Origin of the sequence: Bacillus sp. 275, from assembly GCF_001999205.1 — a bacterium.
In the GTDB taxonomy this organism is placed as follows: Bacteria; Bacillota; Bacilli; order Bacillales; family Bacillaceae; genus Bacillus; species Bacillus velezensis.
In genome coordinates, this window is record NZ_CP019626.1 from 1,416,811 (window position 1) to 1,438,323 (window position 21,513).

The following is a 21,513-nucleotide window of genomic DNA, read 5'->3' on the forward strand; positions in this document are numbered from 1 at the left end:
GTATTCCGTAAACCGAAAACAATTCATTCAGAGGTGACGGAAACATGAAAACATACAAGATTGCCAGCATACCGGGGGACGGTGTGGGGAAAGAAACAGTCCCTCAAGCGGAGCGGGTGTTGAACGCGATCGCCGAATTACATGGAGGCATTGCCTTTGATTTCACTTCTTTTCCGTGGAGCTGCGAGTATTATTTGGAGCACGGGACTATGATGCCGGATAATGGATTAGAAAGGTTACAGCACTTTGATGCTTTGTTTTTGGGAGCGGCGGGGAATCAAAAACTCGTCCCCGATCATGTTTCGCTGTGGGGGCTGCTCATCAAGATACGCCGAGAATTTGAACAGGTGATTAATGTGCGGCCGGCAAAGCTCCTGCCGGGAATCACTCCCCCCTCGTTAACCCGAAGGATTTTGATCTGATAGTCGTCCGCGAAAACAGTGAGGGCGAGTACAGCTCTGTCGGCGGCAGAATCTATCAGGGTGAGGACGAAATCGCCATACAAAACGCGGTCTTTTCCCGACGGGGTACGGAAAGAGTGATCTGTTTAGGAACCGGCAGCGTTCGGCTGGGGTTTTGCCAAAGAAATGACACAATTTTTTTAAGAGATAGAGAGAGAAAATTGTATGACAAATCGCAGCAGGGGACTGCAAGGAAACGGTAACCAATCCTTTAAATGTGGTGAAAAAAGAGGATATACGTACAAGACAGGACGATTGATGACGGTCTAAGGGCATCTTCACATTAAAAGTTACAACCACAATATGTCTTTACACAATAAAGTTAGAGAGGTAAAAAATATGAAAAAAACATTTTACTTTTTTTTGATATTATATATAATTATAGTACTATTACTTAATTCTGTATTTGATTTAAGTAATGTATTATTAACTGTTTTGTTTGCTATATTCGTTGGTGCATTAGTGATTTATAGCATTGCGAAACGGAGTAAAGGTGATGAGAGAAAAAAGTGTTAAAGAAGGTTACTAAATTATTTATAGCGGGGTGTATTCTCGCTACTGTGCTGTCTGCTTTCGCTCCAAGTTCTGAAGCAGCTTGTCGACGGACAAATCTTGGGACTCAGTGTGATAATGATGTTCTTCTTAAAAAAAGGGTAAAGGTTTATTACACAAAAAATCAGGTAAAAAAAGTTGTTTCCAGATATAACAGCATGGGGTCTAATAAAGGGCTTATTCTCGGTTATATTATTGGGTTGGTACACCCTTCTACTGGTTTAAGTGTTTTAATGTATCAAGTAGGAGCTAATAATATGATTAAGCCTTTTAAAACTGCTAATTCTAAGAAAAAGGGTTTAGAGATTTCTTACACGGTTACCGTTTATAAGTGGTCAAATGCATCTACTAAGGTATCTGGAGTAAAATATAAATATAGATAAGACTAAGTAATACATAATGAGCAGGCAATAGCCTGCTTTTTTTATTACAGGAGAAATGTGCAAAATGAAAAAGGAAAACTGAAGTGGAAATCGATCTGCATGTCAGGGAGCCTGTGTGATGATGCGTTTCTAGCGTGAGTCAACGGCATCCGGATTGCAGGGAGGGTTAAGGAGTTGACTCACTCATTCAGCATTCAAACAAACTTGTTTCAATCGGCGGAAACACGTCACAAGCGCGACGAAATCAAACGGTATTGTTCACTCGATGCCGTTCTGGGATGACATCTTTAAAGAGGTCAGCCGGGAGTACGCCGGGATTGAGACGGATTCCCAGCACATCGATGCACTGGCGGCCTTCTTTGTCACGCAGCCGGAACGCTTTGATGTCATTGTCGCTTCGAATCTGTTCGGAGATGTGCTGACAGATATCGGTGCGGCGATTATGGGAAGCATCGGAATCGCTCCCGCAGCCAACATCAATGTAAACGGCAAATATCCTTCCATGTTTGAGCCTGTTCACGGCTCCGCCCCGGATATTGTCGGAAAAGGAATTGCCAATCCTATAGGCCAAATATGGACGGCGAAATTAATGCTCGATTCATTCGGAGAAGAGGAACTGGGCCATCTCCTCTTACAATCTATTGAAACGGTCACAAACAGCGGCATTCTGACTCCTGATGTCGGCGGAAAACATTCAACGGAAGATGTCACTTCCGCTATTATTTCTCAAATCAAGAACAGATAATACGAAAAAACCGCGGGCAGAAAAACTGCACAGCGATTTTTTTCGTCTCAGACGGGACGGATCGCGCAGAAACAGGCCGATTCACCTGTGAAGCCCGCAATACGGCCTGATTGATCCTTTTCTACAGAAAAAAACCGCTGTATATCATGAGGAGCATCCAGCATCTGTTTTTCCAGTAATGCGGCTTTCTCTTCAGTCAGGCCTGCCCGTTCACACCAGACGGTAAATTGAAATGGTTTCAAAAAGCAGACAGCGGATTCAATCCGGAAGCCGGCTGTCTCCAGAAAACGGAGCCATTCTGTTTTTTTCCACGCCCGAAAGTGGCTCTGATCCCGTCTCTTCTCAATGTCATTATAAAAATGGTCATATTCATCCTTTTCAGGTGCGGTATTGTCAATGAGAAGCAGTCTGCCGCCCGGTTTGACAACCCGAAACGCTTCATGAACAAAGGCTCTGACATCGGGAAAATGATGCGCCGCGATTCTGCATGTGACGATATCGAAAGCAGCATCGGAAAACGGCATCTTTTCAGCATCGCCTTTTTCGAATGACACGTTCGTCCATCCGTTTCCGGTTATAAATGCTTCAGCGGCTGCTAACATTTCTTCCGTGAGGTCATAGGCGATAACAGAGCGTACGAGAGGAGCGAGAGCGTTAGCCGTATGTCCGCCTCCCGTCGCGATATCCAGCACGTCCATATGCTTTTCGGCACCGGAAGCTGAAACGAGATACGCCAAATCCTCTCCTGCGGCGTGTCCTGGACTAGTCACATATTTCGCGGCGTTTTTGGCAAATTGCCGCTGCGCCTGCTGTTTAATTGAATCCTCCATTATACTCGGGCCCCCTTTTCTTTCTGATTGCTGCCTTAATCAAAATAAACGGGTTCGTCCGGATGTTTGAGATATGCAAACATCCTATCAATCTGACTTTTTGTATTGCGGGCTTCAGATAGCGGCGGCAGTTCCGTTTCCGCAAAAAAGCCGGCGGCGCTTGTTTCTGTTCCCTCCCTGATCCGGCCGCCGATGATCTCGCATTTGATAAACACTTTGTAAACGTGGGCGGCGGACGGCGGATGGGAATGGCATTTCTTATCCATTACAGCTAACAGTTTAACGGGCTTTACGTCGATTCCTGACTCCTCTTTTACTTCTTTGACAGCGGTCTCGCCCGGAGAAATCCCGATATCAGCCCATCCGCCCGGCAGCGCCCATCTGCCGTCGCTTTTCTCTCTTACCATTAATATGCTCTGATCTTTAAAAACTGCCGCTCTGATATCAACTTTCGGAGTGGGATAGCCCGTGTCACCGGCGAATACGTCTTTGATGACCCTTTTATCGATGCCGGTATGATGCGCCATGATATCCACGCTTATTTTTCTTATTTCTTCAAATCTCTCAATATCATATATGTCTTTGGAATAAGCCAGCCCCGCTTGCGCCGCGGATTGAAGCTGTTTTGCCCATTCAAGCCATTTTGGCTCCATTTTTTCACCGCCCGTTATGTTAATTGACGAAACCCTGAGGGTCCGAGTATTGCACCTTGAGAGTACCGGTGCCCATGATCCGTTTCTGCTCCTTGTTTTCTGTGTATGACGGAGCGAATCCTGCCGGAAAATCAGAAAAAAGCAGGCCGATCTCGTCATAATGGAACAGGGTTTGTTTTTTTACGTGGCACAGTTTTGCAAATTCACCCGTTGTGAAGTATTTTCTGACGTCTTCGCTCATAATGCCTCCTTGACTATACGGTAACCATATCCTTTATGATGATCATTGAGAAGGCTGATTCACAAATGGCTTACGTAATGAAAGCTTTACCGTCTCAAAAAAAGCGGAAGAGGAGTATCAAGTATGACGATTGAAATCAGAACAGTCACGGAAGAAAACCGTGCCGATATACTGGCGCTTCATGTAAGGGAAAGCCAGATTTCATTTATTGAAACCGCGGAAGAGTGCTTACAAGATGCTGAGGATTGCCGGCATTATCAGCCGGCCGGTCTTTATGTTAACGGGGAATTGGTCGGCTTTGCCATGTACGGATGGTTTCCGGAATATGATGAGGAAAATGAAAACGGCAGAGTATGGCTTGACCGTTTTTTTATTGATGAACGTTATCAGGGACGAGGATTGGGCAAGCTGTTGCTTGATGCCCTTATCCGCCATCTCGTTCGAATATATGATTGCAGACGGATTTATTTAAGCCTGTTTGAAGATAATGTGCACGCATTGCGGCTTTATCAAAGATTCGGCTTTTCATTCACTGGAGAGCTGGACTTCAATGGTGAAAAAGTGATGGTGAAAGAGCTGTAAACCCTCTGTATAAAAGCAATTCGTCTTCTTGTCAATACCTTAAATTTGAGGTAACATAAAGATATTAGACGACGGTCGACGGACTACGGTCGATTATTAAAACCTGGTACAGCGGAGCGGAACATGGTGATCAGGCATCTAAATGGAGGAGAAGATTGTGCTTATTATACTCGTTATGTTTCTTCTCGGGATTATTCTCGGGTTTATCGGCGCCGGGGGAGCCGGTTTTGTCATTGCACTTTTAACTATACTGTTTCACGTACCGATTCATACGGCTTTAGGCACCTCCCTCGCCGGAATGGCTTTCACAAGTTTATCGGGGGCTTTCAGCCACTACCGTGAAGGCAATATTCAGATGAAGATCGGTCTCATCGTCGGCGTTTTTGCGGCATTCGGTTCGTTTTTCGGGGCAAGGCTTACTTCCCTTATCCCCGCAGATTTGCTGCATTACTTGACGGCGGGCATGCTGTTTTTATCTGCTCTGCTTATTTTAGTCCGGTTATTTATTGTAAAAGAAACACAAGAAGATTCCGGACGGCAAAGCAATCTGAACATATGGGTGAAAGCCGTTGTACTCGGTGTCATCGCAGGAATCTTGTCCGGAACGTTCGGGATCGGCTCTGCCCCTTTCATCCAAATCGGCTTAATGATTCTTTTGCGCTTATCCATCCGCCAGTCGGTCGGCACCACCATGCTTGTCATTATCCCGCTTGCGGTCGGCGGAGGACTCGGTTATGTGACGGAAGGATTTGTCGATTATATGCTGTTGGTCAAAGTGCTGATCGGAACGATGTGCGGCGCATATGTCGGAGCGAAATTCACCAACCTCGTGCCGAAAGTCATTCTGAAATCAGCCATCTTTTTAACACCGGCCATCGCCGGTCTCATGCTTTTATTTTAAACTGAAACGGGAGGCGGCCGCCTCCCGTTTTGTTCTGTTCTTCATCTGTTTTCGAAGAGCTTTTTCAGCTTTGCTTCCGTTTCGGTATGATCTACCGGTGTATACACACTGCAGCGCAGATCACTGTTGCCCTGAACCTGAAATGAAGTCAGGTTAAAGACCATTTTTCCCGCCTTCGCGTGGCGGAACTCAATTAATACTTCGGGTGCCGAGCTGACTTCGCTCTCATTCCACAGCGTATGAAATTCCGAATACGTTTTCTCCATTTCTTCTATAAACTGAGAATACCACGTATCAGCTACATATTGGCCGTAATACGTTCTGAAAATGGCGATGAATCCTTTCACAAAGTGCTCCCAGTTCACGGCTAAACTTCTTAATTCTTTTCTGGAAAACAATAGCTCTATGAGATTCCGCTTTTCAGGAGGAATTTGTTCAAAATCTAAAAACACGTGCGCCGCAGCCTGGTTCCACCCTACGATATGACACCGCCTGTCCGAGATAATGGTGGGACAATAACGGAGCTCCTGCAGGATTTTTGAAAGAGACGGGCTGATAACCGCTTCTTCCTCCGCAGCAAACGGCTGCTTTACGCCCTCCTCAATGGCAAGCGCGTATAAATAATTTCTCTCATCTTTGTTCAGCTGCAGCGCATCGGAAACGGCGTCCAATACGGCTGCGGACACTTTAATGTCTCTGCCCTGCTCCAGCCACGTATACCACGTGGTGCTTACGCCGGCTAATTGCGCGACCTCTTCTCTTCGGAGTCCGGGCGTTCTTCTCCTTGTGCCCATCGGCAGCCCGGCCATCTGCGGAGAAATTTTGGCCCGCTGCGTTTTTAAAAACTCTGAGAGCGCCTGCAATCTTCCTTCTGGTATCATACCGAATCTCTCCTCTCTTACCCTGGTATTTATTATACTAGGATAATCAACAACTTGTAATAGGATAATTGCGAGTTACAATAAATACATACCGAAGGAGGAATGACCATGAAAAGAGTTGTGATCACCGGAATGGGAGTGATTTCACCTCTCGGCAATGATGTGCATACATTTTGGAAACACCTGACGGAAGGAAAATCGGGAATCTCTTTCATCGATTCGTTTGATGTCTCCGGCTCAAAGACAAAAATAGCCGGTACCGTCCGTGATTTTGACGCAGAAGAAAGATGGGGCAGAAAAGAAGCGAGACGGCTTGACCGTTTCAGCCAGTTTGCTTTAGCTGCAGCGGAACAGGCGCTTGAAAGCTCCGGGATTCAGCTCGATCAGATTGACCGTGAACGCCTCGGCGTGTACGTCGGCTCTGGAATCGGCGGCATCACGACTTTGATTGATAACGTTCATACTTTAAATGAACGGGGAGCGCGAAAAGTGAGCCCAAGCCTTGTCCCCATGATGATCTCAAATGCGGCCGCCGCTCAAATCAGCATCAGATTAGGCGCGCTCGGCCCCTCACTTTCTCCCGTCACCGCGTGTTCCATCGGCAATACGTCGATCGGGGAAGCATTCAACGCCATTCGGAATGATGACGCAGATATCATGTTTGCCGGGGGAGCGGAAGCGGCGATTACGAATTTGTCATTAGCCAGCTTCGGCAATGCCCACGCGCTGTCAGCGAGAAACGAAGACCCCGCCGCTGCAAGCCGGCCGTTTGACGCGGATCGCGATGGATTTGTCATGAGTGAAGGCGCGGGCATCTTAGTATTGGAATCATTGGATAGTGCAATCGGCAGAAATGCCCCGATCCTTTGTGAGGTGCTCGGCTACGGTGCGAGCTCTGACGCCTATCATATGGTGGCCTCCCATCCGGAAGGAACGGGCGCATACCTGGCGATGAAAAACGCTTTGAAAAAGGCGAATGTTTCAGCGGAAGACATTGATGTCGTAAGCGCCCATGCGACAAGCACAAAAGCCGGAGATCTTTCTGAAACATTGGCCATCAAGACATTATTCGGGGAGCTTGCGTATGATATTCCGGTTACGGCCAACAAATCAATGCTCGGCCACATGCTTGGCGCGGCAGGCGGCGTTGAAGCCATCGCTTTGACAGAGAGCTTGAGACACGGCATCATCCCGCCGACAATCAATCTGCAAAACCCTGATTCGGCATGTGATTTGGACTATGTAGCAGACGGGCCCCTCCATCAATCGTTAACGATCGGCCTTTCCAACTCATTCGGCTTTGGCGGGCATAATTCGGCGATCGTGCTGAAGACATATGAATAACGGGCATCAAAAAAAGGAGTGAATCATTTCACTCCTTTTTTGCTTTCTCCGGTTTTGTTGTTAAGGCGAAAAAAGCGATGGAACCGATAACGGATGTCGTGAACATAATTGCCCCCATCGGGACGGCCGTCGCTTCATTCATCCCCACAAGCGGCGACACGATGGAACCGAGAAGAAGCGGAAGCATGCCGAGCAGTGCGCTTGCGCTTCCCGCGCGGTGTCCCTGCTTTTCCATCGCCAATGTAAAGGTGCTTGTCAGCGTCATGCCGATCGTAATCATATAAATAAAAATTGAAATCACCAGTGCCGCCAGCGGTCCGTGAATGATCGTCATGACGAGCAGAACGGCAGTCGCCGTCATCGCTGTAATCACGCCGATTCTCAACAGGCTTTTTTCGTGAATGATCCCGCCGAAACGCCCGATGATAAAGCTTCCGGTAATGATCGCCAGACCGTTTATGCCGAATAAAACACTGAATACCTGAGGCGAGACTCCGTAAATATCCTGATACACGAAAGGCGTACCGGAGACATACGCAAAGCTCCCGCCGTGAATAAAACCGACCGTCAGCGCATAACCGATAAATGACCGATCCTTCAGCAGGCTTCCCATTGTCCGCACGGAATTTCCGATGGAGCTCGGAATCCGCTTTTCCGGCGGCAGGGTTTCTGTCAGCTTGAGCGCAATGATGAGAACAAGCAAAAACCCGATAAAAGTTAAAAAGAGAAAAATCGTATGCCATGATGCAAACGGAAGCAGTAATATCGCGCCTCCCGTCATCGGCGCCACCATCGGCGCGACGGCGGTAATGACCATCAGCAGTGAGAAAAATTTAGAAAGCTCTCTTCCCGTAAACACATCTCTGACGATTGCACGGGATAAAACGAGTCCTGCCGAAGCGGTGAATCCTTGAAGAAAACGGGCAATCACTAATGTAGTAATGTTCGGTGCAAGCGCGCAAAACAGAGAAAACAAAGCAAATAAAAAAATACATAGTAATAACGGTTTTCTTCTTCCCTTCGCGTCACTTAACGGGCCGACAACAACCTGTCCGATTGTCAGTCCGATCAGACAAGCGGTTAAACTGAGCTGGACAAGCGATGCGCGGGCGCTTAAATCTTCAGCGATTTCAGGGAAACTCGGCAGATACATATCTATATTGAGCGGCCCCAGTATCGCAAGCATTCCGAGAAGAAAAGCCAGCGCAAGCCGCTCCTTACCGGTCGGATTATGCAGCATATCGTTCCCACCTTTCCTTTGTCAATCTCTCAAAACATTTGTATATTGTATCATAATTTTTTCTTTATTTTTAAAAGTTTTCAAAGGGCATAAAAAAACCAAGGGCTGTAACAGCCCTTGGGTCCGGGTCACGCGGTAAAAGGTTTTACGCGTGTTTTTCTTTAAATGCTTTTGCGTATTGATCAGCCGCTATAATGGCATCCGCCACGTCGTCAGCCGTCACGTCAAAAGCGGCATGAATTGTTTCTTCTTCAATCGTCGCGGCTTCTGCCACTTTCATAATGTCCTCTTTAGATGCGTCTTTCAATTTGATGTCTTCAAGTGTGACAGGCAGCCCCAAGCTGATATAAAACGCGATATACCGCTCAATTTCCTCAAGCGAACGTTTTTCCAGCGCCAATTGAACGAGCGTGCCGAATGCCACTTTTTCACCGTGGGTCAAGTGATGGATTTCACCTTCAAGCGCGGTAAATCCGTTATGAATAGCATGTGCCGCAGCTAAGCCGCCGCTTTCAAATCCCAGTCCGCTCAGAAGTGTATTGGCTTCAACCACCGCTTCCAATGCGGGCGTAACGGCTTTCGCTTTCACAGACTCATAAGCGAGACGGCCGTATTTGAATAATACCGCTTCACATTTTTCCGCGATAGCCTCTCCGGCGATTGTCGGAATTCCGCCTGCCATCGTTTTACCGCCATTGGCGATGACACTGCGCGCCTCTATCCACGTCGCCATTGCATCGGCAATCCCTGATGCTAAAAAGCGCGGCGGAGCTTCCGCGACGATTTTCGTATCGACCAGAACCAGGTCAGGATTCTTATGATAGAAACGATAGTTTTCGAACGCGCCTTGTTCAGAATACACGACAGACAGCCCGCTTGTCGGAGCATCCGTTGAAGCGGCCGTCGGCACGATAACGGTATAGCCGTTTATTTCATCTGATACGGCTTTGGCCGTATCAAGCGTTTTACCGCCGCCGACTCCGATGACAATAGTCGCGCCTGCTTTTTCTGCGATGCCGGCAATTCTTTTCATTTCTTCCTGGGAGGCTTCGCCGTTGAAAACCGCCTCTTCAGAAGAGATATTGCTTTTCTTTAATTCAGCCGTCACCTTGTGGCCCGCGATATCCCATACGGTTTTGTCCGCGATGACGACGGCTTTTTCACCAACGCCCTCCAGATGTCCGCCGATCGTTTTAATGGCGTTTTTTCCCTGCACGTATTTGGCCGGACTGATAAAAATTCGTTCCAATGTCATCATCCCTTCTTCGTTGTCTCTCATTACATTTCTCTTATTGATAGAGCAGAAATGAAAACTCTTCTGATATAATTCCTCGTTTTAACTTGATTTAAACCTCATATACACTGCAGAAAAATCAATTTTCACGACATTGACAAGATGTGAAGGTGTCTATATAATCTTCGATATTGAAGCTGATCATTCTTTACTGAATGAACAAACGAGATTGTAAATGATTCGTCTTAAAAATTATTTAGTTCTGCTGGATAATTTTTGAGGCGTTTTTGTTTTTTATATATTTTTGACTGCGGAGGAGGTTTGCACATGAAGAACATTTGCAAGGATATACTGATGATTATGGCCGGAGCCTTTCTTATTGCGGCGTCCGTGGAATTTTTCGTCATCCCGAATCATTTAGGGGACGGCAGCACCGTGGGAATCGCTCTCGTGTTATATTATCTTTTCCATATACCTGCAAGTATTACGACTCTGGTCGTAAATTTGATTTTTATCGGGCTGGCTTATAAATTTTTAACGAAAAAAACGATTTTATACACGATACTCGGTACGGGAATGACTTCTGTTTTTCTCAGCATCGTCAGCTTTATTCCGTTCGGCGTGCACGATATGGTGCTCGGGATTGTATTCGGCGCTCTGCTGATGGGAGCGGGGCTGGCATTGATCTTTATCGCTGACGGATCTACCGGCGGGACCACGCTGTTGGCGTATTTATTAAATTACACAAAGGGCTTTAACATCTCGAAAAGCATGTTTTATATGGATTGTGTCATCATTTTCGCATCCGTTTTAGCGATCGGTATCAATCATATGCTGTATACGTTTATATTCGTATATCTGTGCGCCAAAATCGTCGATATTGTCATTGAGGGTTTCCATAATAAAAAAGCTCTCACCATTATGTCTGACCAATACGAAGAAATCGCCAAAGCCATCACCTCCGAGTACGGCAACGCGGCGACGATTTTTTACGGATACGGGTATTACGGCAGCAAAGACAAGCGCATTATCTATGTTGTCATTAAAAAGAACGAATTGCTGAAAATCAAAAAACATGTTCAAAAAATTGATCCGAAATCATTTATCGTTATTCATGAAGTAAAAGAAGCTGTCGGAGGGCAATTCGGGTTTACAAACCTGCCCGCCGCCGGAAATGAAAAATAACCGCCTGCAGTGTATAGCTGCAGGCTTTTTTTATTCGTCTCTGCCCCGCTTAAAGGTTTTTACATCTTTCAATCGAATTAGTAAATGAAACCTTTTTTGATGGAGGAACATAAAAAATGAATATCAAAACTGACAGGCTCGTAATTCGGACATTTGAACCGGAAGATTGGCAGGATGTCTATGCGTACACCTCAAATCCGAATGTCATGAAATATATACCGGAGGGTGCCTTTACCGAAGAAGATGCCAGGAAATTCGTTACTGAAAACAGCGGTGAACATGCCGGGAAGTTTCCCGTTTTATTGAAGGATGAGAAAACGGTCATTGGCCACATTGCTTTTTTTCAGTATTTTGGCGATCATACGTATGAAATCGGCTGGGTGTTTCACCCGGAATACCAGGGCAAAGGATATGCTTCAGAGGCGGCGCGCGCCGTGCTGGCATTCGGGTTTAACAAGATGAAATTACACCGGATCATTGCGACATGTCAGCCGGAAAATATGGCTTCGCACCGGGTGATGGAAAAGATCGGGATGAGACGGGAAGGCTTTTTTAAAAAATGCATCCCCCATGATAATGAATGGTGGGACGAATATTATTATGCCGTTTTAGAAGAAGAGTGGGAAGTCTCCAACCTGGAATAAAAAGGCTTATACCCTTTGCTTTTACAGATAAGTGTGTGCTACACTGTTCGTAACAAATACGAAGGGATGATGGGTGGACAATGATTAACTAATCTTATTTTGACCGTTTGAAATCAAATATTTCAAATCAGAAAAAATAGGATTAGTCTGCCCATTTTCTATACGATACGAAAGCTATGTAAAAATAGCTTATTTGATCATGCACAGGTACGGCTAATCCTTCCAAATCAATTGGGAGGATTTTTTTGGTCCTCCCTTTAAAGCGAGGGATTGACATATGAAAGAAATGTTAAAAATAAGCGGCATCAGTTATGAAATCAACAGCGTTCCCCTTTTTGAACAAATCAGCGCGAGCGTTCAGCAAGGTGACATCATCGGCGTTATCGGTAAAAACGGCGCCGGCAAATCGTTATTGCTGCAATTGATCTGCAATCAAAAAGCGCCGTCACAAGGACAGATCCAGATGACGCAAGATGTGAACATATATATGGTGGAACAAGAAACAGAAGCTTATGATTCCGGCCATCCGGAGCCTGCGGAGGCAGCCTTGTTAGAAAAGTGGAACGTACCCGCACGCGCCTTTTCGCAATTAAGCGGCGGAGAAAAATTGAAAGCCCGTCTTGCCAAAGGTTTCTCCTCCTCAAGCAGCCTTTTGTTATTAGATGAGCCGACGAACCACCTCGATCAGCACAGTTTGGAAATACTGCTAAATCAGATCAAGAATTACAAAGGCACCATTATTTTTGTTTCGCATGATCGTGCTTTTATAGATGCAGCGGCGACAAAAATCTGGGCCATCGAAGGAAAGAAACTCATTGAACATAAAGGGAATTATTCAAGCTATATGGAGGTCCGCAAACAGAGAAGGCTGACACAGCAGCGCGAATATGAGAATCAGCAGAATATGGTCAAAAGGATTGAAGCTCAAATGAACGAGCTGAGCGCCTGGTCAAAAAAAGCCCACGCCCAATCAACGAAAATAGAAGGCTTTAAAGAATACCATCGCGTAAAAGCAAAACGCACGGACGCCCAGATTAAATCAAAGCAGAAGCGCCTTGAAAAAGAGCTTGAAAAAGCGAAAGCAGAACCGGTTGAAGCGGAGTATGAAGTCCGTTTTTCCATTGAGCACCGCAAAAAAGCGGGAAAGCGTTTTTTAGAAGTAAGGGATGCCGCAAAGTCATATGACGGCCGAACGCTTTTCAAAAACGTGAATTTCACTGTGATGCACGGTGAAAAGATCGCAATTACAGGCCCGAACGGCAGCGGGAAAACAACATTATTGAAGGTCATCCTCGGGCAGGAAAAAGCGCAGGGCAGCATATGGATTTCTCCGTCTGCAAACGTCGGATATTTAACCCAGGAAGTATTCGACCTTCCGCTTGATAAAACCCCCGAACAGCTTTTTTACAAAGAAACGTTCGAAGCAAGGGGAAATGTTCAATCCCTCATGAAGCATTTAGGATTTACCGCAGCGCAATGGACGGAACCCATCGGCAAGATGAGCATGGGAGAGCGGGTCAAATGCAAACTGATGGCGTTTATTTTAGAGGAGAAAGATGTGCTGATTCTGGATGAGCCGACAAACCACCTTGATCTGCCGTCACGCGAGCAGCTTGAAGACACTTTGGCCCGATACGACGGAACGCTCATCATCGTATCTCATGATCGTTACTTTGTCGAAAAGACGACGGACATCCGGCTTGATATCTCAAATGGCAGCGTCCGAAAACAATGGAAAGAATCTCCCTCCGTAAGGGACGATGCTGAAGAACTGCGATTAAAGCTTGAGACCGAACGGCAGGAAGTCCTCGGAAAACTCAGCTTCATGACTCCGGCTGATAAACAATATCGTGAGCTTGATCAAAAATTCAAAGAGCTGACGGAAGAAATCAAGAAATTGAAATGAATGTAAAAACCCGTGATTGTCACGGGTTTTGTTTTGGAAAGCTCACGTATCATGAAGAATAATTTCAAACTGATTTGTACAACCTACGTTCAGATTAATTATGAGCATGGTTCAGGGGGGCGAAGAATGGCCAAACGCATCGGAATTACGGGAAACATTATGGCTGATCAATCCGGCCCTTTCCCGGGTTATAATCGGGCATATGTCAATAATGATTATATTCAGTCTGTTTCTGAGGCCGGCGGTGTGCCGTTTATATTGCCGGTGATTCAAGAGACGGCGCTTTTAAAGGAACAGGTCTCTCATGTTGACGGAATCATTCTGTCCGGCGGCCAGGATATAGACCCGCTGTTTTACGGTGAAGAACCTTTACAGGCTTTAAGAAAGACCTTTCCTGATCGGGACGCCTATGAGAAGGAGCTGATTCTCACGGCGGTTGCTTTAGAAAAGCCGATTCTGGCCATCTGCCGGGGGATGCATATGTTAAACGTCACTTACGGGGGAACTTTATATCAAGACCTGACACACGCTTCGTTTGCTGACATTAAGCATGATCAAGAAAAAGATCCGCCGCTAAAAACCCATCATGTTTCTTTTGAAAAAGGGACACGTCTTCATTCCTTGTTTGGCGATTCAGCGCGGGTGAATTCATTCCATCACCAGATCATAAAAGAGACGGCGCCTTTGTTTAAAGTGGCGGCTTATGCGAAAGACGGGGCCATTGAAGCGATTGAACGGACGGGTGAATTATTTGTCGTCGGCGTGCAATGGCATCCTGAAATGCTGACAAAAAAACATGAAGACATGAAAAAGCTTTTTTCTCTTTTCATGGATGCGGTCAGCACATAAAAAAAAGCAGATCATAACGATCTGCTTTTTCATTTTATTCTTCCGGTTTCTCCGGTGTTTTGCCTTGTGTCAGCTTATGGCCTTCGATATCCACGTTCGGAATGATTTTATCCAGCCACTTCGGCAAGTACCAGGCCGCATGTCCCATCAGCTTCATGGCACTCGGAATAATGGTCATTCTTACAATGAACGCATCAAAAAGAACACCGAAGGTCATTGCCAAGCCCATGGATTTGATCGTAGCTTCTCCCGCAAAGATGAATCCCGCAAAGACGAAAATCATGATCAGTCCCGCCGCTGTTACGACAGGTCCGCTATGTTTCAATCCGGCATGAATGGCTTGTACCGGATTTTTTGTTTTGACATATTCTTCTCTCATTCTGCTGACAAGGAATACTTGATAATCCATCGCCAGCCCGAAAAGAATACCGATCGCCAAAATAGGCAGGAAGGCGAGAATCGGGCCTTTTTCCGGAATGCTGAGCAAGCCGGTGAAATTCCCATCCTGCAATATGAATACCGATAAGCCGAGTGTAGCAGTCATCGTCAGCAAAAAGCCGACGACGGCGGCAAGCGGCACGAGAAGCGAGCGGAAAACAACGGTCAGCAATACAAACGCAAACCCGACAATGAGAATGGCGAATTCCGGAATCGCATCGTTTAACCGGTCTGAAATATCAATGTTCACCGCGGTTGACCCGGTGACGAGCAGGCGGATGCCGTTTTTGTCTGATCGTTTCCGTATATCCTGCACTAACTCTTTCGTTGCCTTATCATTCGGCCCGGTTTCAGGCACTGCCGTAATAATGGCATAATCCCCTTTTTCGTTCGGCATGGCAGGGGTGACGCTCGCCACATTGTGCAAGTCCTTCATTTCTTTCACGGCGCCTTGAAAAGCTTCACTTTTGTTCCCCTTGACCCCTTTTGCATCGGCAACAATTGTCAGCTTGCCGTTAAAGCCTTCTCCGAATCCTTTAGACAACAGATCATAGGCGCGGCGATCCGGGCTGTCTTTCGCTTTCATTCCCGCATCAGGCAGCCCCAGCTCTAAATGCATGGCCGGCAGACTGATGACGGCTAAAAGAATGATGCTGAAAATGCTTAACAGAATAGGCTTCTTTGTAACGAAGCGCCCCCAGGCATTCGTGTCGGCGCTTTTCTTTTCTTTCTTCTTGTATGATTTCGGAATCATTCGTTTTCCTGCGATTGACAACACCGCAGGCACCAGCGTTACTGAAGCCAATACAGCCATCAGCACACTGAGTGCCGCAGTCAATCCCATGGCAGACATGAACGGAATGCCGACAACAGTCAATCCGCAAAGCGCGACGATCACGGTCAGTCCCGCAAAAACGACGGCGCTGCCTGCCGTTCCCGCAGCTTTCGCGATCGATTCATTTTTTTGTACACCTTCGCCCAAAAACTGACGATGCTTCGTAAAGATGAACAGCGCATAATCAATTCCGACGGCCAGTCCGATCATTCCGGATAATGAGAGACTGACCGAAGCTATCGTAAAGAACTGTGTCCCAATTAACGTCAGCGCGATGCTTACACCTAACCCAATCAGGGCGGTGACAATCGGAAGCCCCGCGATGACTAATGAACCAAATGTAATAGCCAGTACGACGAATGCCAGCACAACGCCGACAATTTCAGATACACCGCCGATTTCAACACCGGCCCCCGGCACATCGCCGCTGAGCTCCGTCTGCAGACCCTTGTCTCCTGCGGCGGACAGACTGTGTTTAATATGTGAAACAGACGCATCCGTAATGTCATCCGCCGCTTTTTTGTACGTAATATCGGCATATGCCACTGATCCGTCTTTAGAAATGGTTCCTGTCTCAAAAGGACTTGCAATCGAAGCGACTGAATGATCTGTTTTGATCTTCTTTAATGTCTCTTCAATCGCTTGTTTTTCCGGTTTTGACGTCAATTTCTTCCCGTCTTCAGCTCCGAAAATAACCCGTATGCTTCCTTTATCGGGACCCTTTGAAAATTCTTTTTGAATGATATCCATCGCCTTTTCAGAAGGTGTGTCGGGAATGGACATATCCTCAGAAAAAGCAGGTTTTAACGAGATGGCGATCACAATCGAAGCGATCAGTATCACGAGCCACGCACTGATCATTTTTAATCGGTTGCGGGCAGACCATCCCCCTAATTTATATAAAAAACCAGACATCGAATACTCCTCTCCAATCATTACTTTCTGCCTAATTGTAGTTCACATTCACATAAAAAAAACGTACATAGGGGCATGTACGTTTGGGCAGTTTTTCATTATATATTCAGTTTCAGAATGCCTTTTTGCATGGCAATGGTGACGGCTTCCGTCCGCGAATCAGCGCCTAATTTGTTATAAATCGATGTTAATCTCGCTTTTACCGTCCGCTCTGAGATTCCTAAATCGAAGGCGATCGCTTTGCTTTTATGTCCTTTCGCAACGGCTTCTAGAACTATGATTTCCTTGTCCGTCAGCTGTGTTTCATTGGCATTTGCCCGTTCCATTTTCATTTCCCGGAAACGCCGCAAGATGTCCGGCTGCAGAAGCACTTCTCCCCTGACCGCCGCATCCATCGTATGAAATAAGGTTTCTGAGCTTGTGTCTTTCAGCAGATAACCGTTCGCGCCTGATTCAATGCCTTCTATCATCAGATGATCTTCATTATAGGTCGTCAAAATAATGATCGGCACATCAGAATGCTCTTTTATCTGTTTAATGGCTTCCAGCCCGCTCATTTCCGGCATGTACAGATCCATGAGAATGACATCTGGCTTTAATTCCTCTGCGAGGCGGACGGCGGTTTTCCCGTTTTCCGCTTCTCCCGTTATGGTGTAATGGTCATTTGTTTCTATCAAAAGCTTCAGACCTTCTCTGACGACAAGATGGTCATCTGCTATTAACACTTTATACATGTTCCGCCTCTCCTTGAATTGGTATGATGATCTCAATTTGAGTTCCCGCTGATCTGGCGCTTGTTATACGGAAAGTGCCGTTCATCATATTGACGCGTTCTTGTATCCCAAGCAGCCCGTAATGTCCGCTTTTTCTCATTTCTGTCCCGGCATCAAAGCCTTTCCCGTCATCTTTGACGGTTATGCAGATCTGTCCCTCTTCTTCTTGAACGGATACCCAGACATTCTTTGCTTCTGCATGCTTGGCGGCGTTTGTCAGGCCTTCTCCGATCATGTAATGGCAATTCTCCGCCGTATGAACGTCAAGCACATGATGCACGCTGTAATCTAAAAAACAAGACAGCCCGGAAGCTTCTGTAAAATGGTTGATTTGTTCAGTGATGCTTTCTTTTAAGAACCCGATCTTTTCTGATGTGCTGCGAAGGTTGTCAATGGCCGAGCGCGCATCAGCCAATGTGCCTTTCACTCTGTCCATTGACTGGCTGATGATGTCTTTCGCTCTGTCAGTGTTGTCTTTTGAAAGATGAACATGCACCGCTTCAAGCTGCATATGCAAGCTGACCAATCCCTGCGCAAGCGTATCGTGCAAGTCTCTCGCCATCCGCTGCCTTTCATTCTGAAGCGTCAGCTGTTTCACTTGCCGGTGAGCGAGCTCTAATTTTTCAAGCGTCATCTGTGTTTTTATTTTTTCATCAACTTGCGCGAAAAATGTGGCCGCATACGTGATAATCACGATCATGATGGGAGCGGCGATAACGATGAAACGTAGCAGATGATGCGGATGCTCTTGGTGCAGGGCTGTTATGGACATTAAAATGAAAAGATAGAGTATGAGCAGCGTTTTTCCCTTATCCGCCATTCCGATAATCTGCCCGATTAAAAAGGCATAGAGACCGACGACAACCGCGATATAGCCCCCGGTCATCAAGTTAGCCGATGTATATATGATAAATCCCTGTATGATGAAATAAAGAAACGTTTTTTTCTTCACCCAGCGATGGGAATGCCAGTGCAGCACGGTAAAAATGACGATCAATATCGTGAATAACAGCAGCAAAAAAACCGTCCAGCTTTCATAAATGTACTGCAAAGAGACTGATGCGGCATATACCATTAAAATAAACGCCAGACCGGGCACCCGAAGCGCAAGCATATGCAATGAACGTCTGTCACGGGAGACATAGTCTTCTTGATGTTTTGTACCAAACAATCTCTGTCCACTTCCTTTTAGCCGACCGGCCTCACGAGGTTTTATTCTATTTGTCATCATACCATAAGTGCCTGCTTCTCACCTTCCCCTTCTTTCCTGCATGACGGGTGAAAGGAAAAACAGCCTGCGGGATTGTTCGCAAGCTGCTTTTTTGTTCATATCTTTTTTATGACCTTTCCCGGGTTTCAGCGGGCTCGTCTCCCGCGCGGCAAAACCGCCCGCGCATCAGAAAAATGTTCATGACACCAACAGCCGTTCCATGTGAACAAGAGGAAGCGATTGTGCCTCCTCTTTTTTTTGACTCTCCGCTTTTTCTGATAAACAAAATTTGTAAGACTAGACCTCTTTTCTCAGGGGAAATTAACTACGTATTTCTACAAAGGGAGGTTTCAGACGATTATGGATAAGCGTGAATTAGCGGCTCACGAGTCGCTGGACTTACATGAAATCATTAACTTCAAGACGCTTTGTGTCGCGAAATCCAAGCTCATGCAAGGCCTTGTGTTTGATCAGGATCTGAAAACGTTAATGGAAAAAGACGTTCAGCAAGCCTCTCAAGACCTTGCTGATCTGCAGGCGGTTTATGAACGGGCAACGTTTCAGGCCCCCGTTCCTCAAAACCGGCCGACTTCGATCATCAATTGAAAGGAAGGTAAGCATCATTGAATCATGACCATTTAGATGCGATCAATTCATTACATGTCCCTGAACTTGCGGATATGACATTCGCAATGGATTTTCTCATACGCGCCAAAGAAGGCGTCAGAAATACCGCCGTTGCTTTAACAGAAACCGCTTCACCTGATGTAAGAGCTTTGCTGCGCAAACAGCTCATGCAGGGAATCACGATGCATCAGGAGATAACAGACTTGATGGTCAGCAAAAAGTGGTTTCACCCGCATAATCTGAGCGAACAGTATAAATTGGATCAGCTCTCTGCGAAAAATACCCTCATGGTCGGAAGCATGAACCTGTTTCCCGTTGAAACAAACAGAAAAGGGATGTTTGACCGCACACCTGATGAACACTAACACTGGAGGTATTACAGCATGAAGGCCGTAACGTATCAAGGAGTGAAAAACGTCGTTGTCAAAGACGTGCCTGATCCGAAGATTGAAAAACACGATGACATGATTATAAAAGTCACAAGTACGGCAATTTGCGGATCAGATTTACATTTAATCCACGGACTCATCCCGAACTTGCAGGAAGACTACATCATCGGCCATGAACCGATGGGCATCGTGGAAGAAACCGGTCCCGGCGTGACGAAAGTCAAAAAAGGCGACCGCGTCATTATTCCTTTTAATATCGCCTGCGGAGAATGCGTTTATTGTAAAAATCACCTGGAAAGCCAATGTGATCAATCAAATGAGAACGGCGATATAGGCGCTTATTTCGGCTATTCAGGAAATGCCGGCGGCTATCCGGGAGGACAGGCGGAGTATTTGCGCGTTCCATTTGCGAACTTTACCCATTTTAAAGTTCCCGAAACATGCGAAGAACCGGATGAGAAACTGAGTGTTATTTCCGATGCGATGACAACCGGCTTTTGGAGCGTTGACAATGCCGGCGTAAAAGAAGGCGATACAGTTATCGTTCTCGGCTGCGGACCCGTGGGCCTTTTCGCTCAAAAATTCTGCTGGTTAAAGGGAGCGAAACGCGTAATAGCCGTAGACTATGTCAACTACCGTCTCCAGCATGCGAAACGGACGAATAAAGTGGAAATCGTGAACTTCGAAGACCACGAAAATACGGGCAGCTACCTGAAGGAAATCACCAAAGGCGGCGCCGACGTGGTCATTGACGCCGTCGGCATGGACGGAAAAATGACGGATCTTGAGTTCCTCGCCAGCGGATTAAAACTTCAGGGCGGGGCGATGAGCGCATTGGTCATCGCGTCCCAAGCGGTGCGAAAAGGCGGAACGATCCAGATTACGGGCGTGTACGGCGGCAGATACAACGGGTTTCCCCTTGGCGATATCATGCAGCGAAACGTCAATATCCGATCAGGACAAGCTCCCGTCACCCACTATATGCCGTATATGTTTGAACTGGTGTCAACCGGCAAAATTGATCCGGGCGATGTTGTAAGCCATGTCATTCCGCTCAGCGAAGCGAAGCACGGCTATGAGATGTTTGACACGAAAACAGATGATTGCATAAAAGTTGTACTCAAACCTTAGAGAACGGAGGCTACAGAAATGACCAGCGCCTTACATGAATTACTTGAAATTCAGGAGATGGCTTCTTTTAAGTCACTTTGTCTGACGAAATCTAAAACCATGAAAGCGCTCGTATCCGATCCGCAGCTGAAAGAAATCATGCAGCAGGATGCGGATACATCAACAAGGCAATTGCAGGAATTTGCCTCAATTTTATCTGATGCACAGCATGAATGAGGAGATGAATGACGAATGAATCCGATTATTGAATACTTGACGGGAATGAATGCACTGACAGACCAAATTGTCGCAATGGATTTATTGAATTCGGCAAAAAGCGGTGTCAGAAACTATGCGATGGCGGCGACGGAAGCCGGAACGCCTGAAGTGAAAGCGATCCTCACCCGGCACTTAGAAGAAGCCCTTGACATGCACGAGCAAATCTCACGCTATATGATGGAAAAAGGCTGGTATCACCCGTGGAACACAAATGAACAAGTCCGGCTCAATTTGCAAAATATTGATACTGCGCTCCGCCTGCCCGTCCTATAAATCGTTTTGCTGCTGTGACAGCACCCCTGACTC

Annotated in this window: 21 protein-coding genes and 3 pseudogenes; 15 read left to right on the forward strand and 9 right to left on the reverse strand. The window is 46.4% G+C overall.

Going from position 1 to position 21,513, the window contains the following annotated elements; genetic code table 11:
* Nucleotides 1-44 precede the first annotated feature (44 nt).
* The 3 genes and pseudogenes from BZ167_RS06615 to BZ167_RS06625 all read left to right on the forward strand — a co-directional run.
* A pseudogene (locus tag BZ167_RS06615) lies at nt 45-544 on the forward strand (isocitrate/isopropylmalate family dehydrogenase); the annotation flags it as partial.
* Nucleotides 545-970: 426 nt separating this feature from the next.
* A complete protein-coding gene (locus tag BZ167_RS06620; protein WP_020955408.1) occupies nt 971-1,396 on the forward strand; it encodes a hypothetical protein in 426 nt (141 codons plus the stop codon).
* 211 nt (nt 1,397-1,607) lie between these two features.
* A pseudogene (locus BZ167_RS06625) lies at nt 1,608-2,141 on the forward strand (isocitrate/isopropylmalate family dehydrogenase); the annotation flags it as partial.
* 47 nt (nt 2,142-2,188) lie between these two features.
* Here the strand turns inward: BZ167_RS06625 and BZ167_RS06630 are convergent.
* From BZ167_RS06630 to BZ167_RS20110, 3 genes and pseudogenes are all read right to left on the reverse strand, one after another.
* On the reverse strand, nt 2,189-2,971 hold the full coding sequence (locus BZ167_RS06630) for a class I SAM-dependent methyltransferase (protein WP_015416930.1): 783 nt from the start codon (nt 2,969-2,971) through the stop codon (nt 2,189-2,191).
* Nucleotides 2,972-3,006: 35 nt separating this feature from the next.
* Nucleotides 3,007-3,624 carry an NUDIX hydrolase gene (locus BZ167_RS06635; protein WP_015416929.1) on the reverse strand — a complete coding sequence of 206 codons (618 nt, stop codon included), beginning with the start codon at nt 3,622-3,624 and terminating at the stop codon, nt 3,007-3,009.
* Between the two features lie 142 nt (nt 3,625-3,766).
* Nucleotides 3,767-3,865 (reverse strand): annotated as a pseudogene (locus BZ167_RS20110) (MerR family DNA-binding transcriptional regulator); the annotation flags it as partial.
* Nucleotides 3,866-3,988: 123 nt separating this feature from the next.
* Between BZ167_RS20110 and BZ167_RS06645 the strand changes: the two are divergent.
* Nucleotides 3,989-4,447, forward strand: a complete 459-nt coding sequence (locus tag BZ167_RS06645) for a GNAT family N-acetyltransferase (RefSeq protein WP_061861211.1) — start codon at nt 3,989-3,991, stop codon at nt 4,445-4,447.
* 157 nt (nt 4,448-4,604) lie between these two features.
* The gene (locus tag BZ167_RS06650; protein WP_007409313.1) at nt 4,605-5,348 is read left to right on the forward strand and encodes a sulfite exporter TauE/SafE family protein; all 744 of its coding nucleotides are present in this window, start codon (nt 4,605-4,607) and stop codon (nt 5,346-5,348) included.
* A 41-nt stretch (nt 5,349-5,389) separates the two neighbouring features.
* On the opposite strand, the gene BZ167_RS06655 is transcribed toward BZ167_RS06650, so the two are convergent.
* Nucleotides 5,390-6,229 carry a helix-turn-helix transcriptional regulator gene (locus BZ167_RS06655; protein ID WP_007409314.1) on the reverse strand — a complete coding sequence of 280 codons (840 nt, stop codon included), beginning with the start codon at nt 6,227-6,229 and terminating at the stop codon, nt 5,390-5,392.
* 108 nt (nt 6,230-6,337) lie between these two features.
* Here BZ167_RS06655 and fabF point away from each other — a divergent pair, with 108 nt between their 5' ends.
* Nucleotides 6,338-7,573 carry a beta-ketoacyl-ACP synthase II gene (gene fabF / locus BZ167_RS06660; RefSeq protein WP_060675345.1) on the forward strand — a complete coding sequence of 412 codons (1,236 nt, stop codon included), beginning with the start codon at nt 6,338-6,340 and terminating at the stop codon, nt 7,571-7,573.
* Between the two features lie 28 nt (nt 7,574-7,601).
* Here fabF and BZ167_RS06665 read toward each other — a convergent pair whose 3' ends face one another.
* Both BZ167_RS06665 and BZ167_RS06670 read right to left on the reverse strand, forming a co-directional pair.
* A complete protein-coding gene (locus BZ167_RS06665) occupies nt 7,602-8,813 on the reverse strand; it encodes a Bcr/CflA family efflux MFS transporter (protein WP_012116945.1) in 1,212 nt (403 codons plus the stop codon).
* A gap of 145 nt (nt 8,814-8,958) precedes the next feature.
* Entirely contained in the window at nt 8,959-10,092 is a 1,134-nt protein-coding gene (locus BZ167_RS06670; protein ID WP_015239268.1) for a glycerol dehydrogenase, read from the reverse strand.
* A 282-nt stretch (nt 10,093-10,374) separates the two neighbouring features.
* Here BZ167_RS06670 and BZ167_RS06675 point away from each other — a divergent pair, with 282 nt between their 5' ends.
* The 4 genes from BZ167_RS06675 (at nt 10,375) to BZ167_RS06690 (ending at nt 14,631) form a co-directional block, all read left to right on the forward strand.
* Entirely contained in the window at nt 10,375-11,232 is an 858-nt protein-coding gene (locus tag BZ167_RS06675; RefSeq protein ID WP_032866769.1) for a YitT family protein, read from the forward strand.
* Nucleotides 11,233-11,348: 116 nt separating this feature from the next.
* On the forward strand, nt 11,349-11,876 hold the full coding sequence (locus BZ167_RS06680) for a GNAT family N-acetyltransferase (RefSeq protein WP_061861210.1): 528 nt from the start codon (nt 11,349-11,351) through the stop codon (nt 11,874-11,876).
* Between the two features lie 277 nt (nt 11,877-12,153).
* A complete protein-coding gene (abc-f, locus tag BZ167_RS06685) occupies nt 12,154-13,782 on the forward strand; it encodes a ribosomal protection-like ABC-F family protein (RefSeq protein ID WP_061861209.1) in 1,629 nt (542 codons plus the stop codon).
* A gap of 126 nt (nt 13,783-13,908) precedes the next feature.
* Nucleotides 13,909-14,631: a gamma-glutamyl-gamma-aminobutyrate hydrolase family protein gene (locus BZ167_RS06690; RefSeq protein ID WP_015416922.1), complete on the forward strand. Its 723-nt coding sequence runs from the start codon at nt 13,909-13,911 to the stop codon at nt 14,629-14,631.
* 34 nt (nt 14,632-14,665) lie between these two features.
* Here the strand turns inward: BZ167_RS06690 and BZ167_RS06695 are convergent, their stop codons facing one another.
* From BZ167_RS06695 to BZ167_RS06705, 3 genes are all read right to left on the reverse strand, one after another.
* Nucleotides 14,666-16,819: an MMPL family transporter gene (locus BZ167_RS06695; RefSeq protein WP_031378614.1), complete on the reverse strand. Its 2,154-nt coding sequence runs from the start codon at nt 16,817-16,819 to the stop codon at nt 14,666-14,668.
* 98 nt (nt 16,820-16,917) lie between these two features.
* The gene (locus BZ167_RS06700; RefSeq protein WP_031378615.1) at nt 16,918-17,553 is read right to left on the reverse strand and encodes a two-component system response regulator YdfI; all 636 of its coding nucleotides are present in this window, start codon (nt 17,551-17,553) and stop codon (nt 16,918-16,920) included.
* Nucleotides 17,546-18,763 carry a sensor histidine kinase gene (locus tag BZ167_RS06705; RefSeq protein ID WP_077391983.1) on the reverse strand — a complete coding sequence of 406 codons (1,218 nt, stop codon included), beginning with the start codon at nt 18,761-18,763 and terminating at the stop codon, nt 17,546-17,548. Before BZ167_RS06705 ends, BZ167_RS06700 begins: the two co-directional genes overlap by 8 nt.
* A gap of 399 nt (nt 18,764-19,162) precedes the next feature.
* Between BZ167_RS06705 and BZ167_RS06710 the strand changes: the two genes are divergently transcribed.
* From BZ167_RS06710 to BZ167_RS06730, 5 genes are read left to right on the forward strand one after another with little or no spacing between them, the layout of a single operon-like run.
* Complete coding sequence (locus tag BZ167_RS06710; RefSeq protein ID WP_015416919.1) at nt 19,163-19,408, forward strand: hypothetical protein; 246 nt, start codon at nt 19,163-19,165, stop codon at nt 19,406-19,408.
* A 17-nt stretch (nt 19,409-19,425) separates the two neighbouring features.
* On the forward strand, nt 19,426-19,794 hold the full coding sequence (locus BZ167_RS06715; RefSeq protein ID WP_060675343.1) for a spore coat protein: 369 nt from the start codon (nt 19,426-19,428) through the stop codon (nt 19,792-19,794).
* Nucleotides 19,795-19,812: 18 nt separating this feature from the next.
* Nucleotides 19,813-20,949: a zinc-dependent alcohol dehydrogenase gene (locus tag BZ167_RS06720; protein ID WP_061861208.1), complete on the forward strand. Its 1,137-nt coding sequence runs from the start codon at nt 19,813-19,815 to the stop codon at nt 20,947-20,949.
* 18 nt (nt 20,950-20,967) lie between these two features.
* A complete protein-coding gene (locus BZ167_RS06725) occupies nt 20,968-21,165 on the forward strand; it encodes a hypothetical protein (RefSeq protein WP_015416916.1) in 198 nt (65 codons plus the stop codon).
* A gap of 15 nt (nt 21,166-21,180) precedes the next feature.
* Complete coding sequence (locus tag BZ167_RS06730; protein ID WP_014417026.1) at nt 21,181-21,480, forward strand: spore coat protein; 300 nt, start codon at nt 21,181-21,183, stop codon at nt 21,478-21,480.
* The last annotated feature ends 33 nt before the right edge of the window (nt 21,481-21,513 follow it).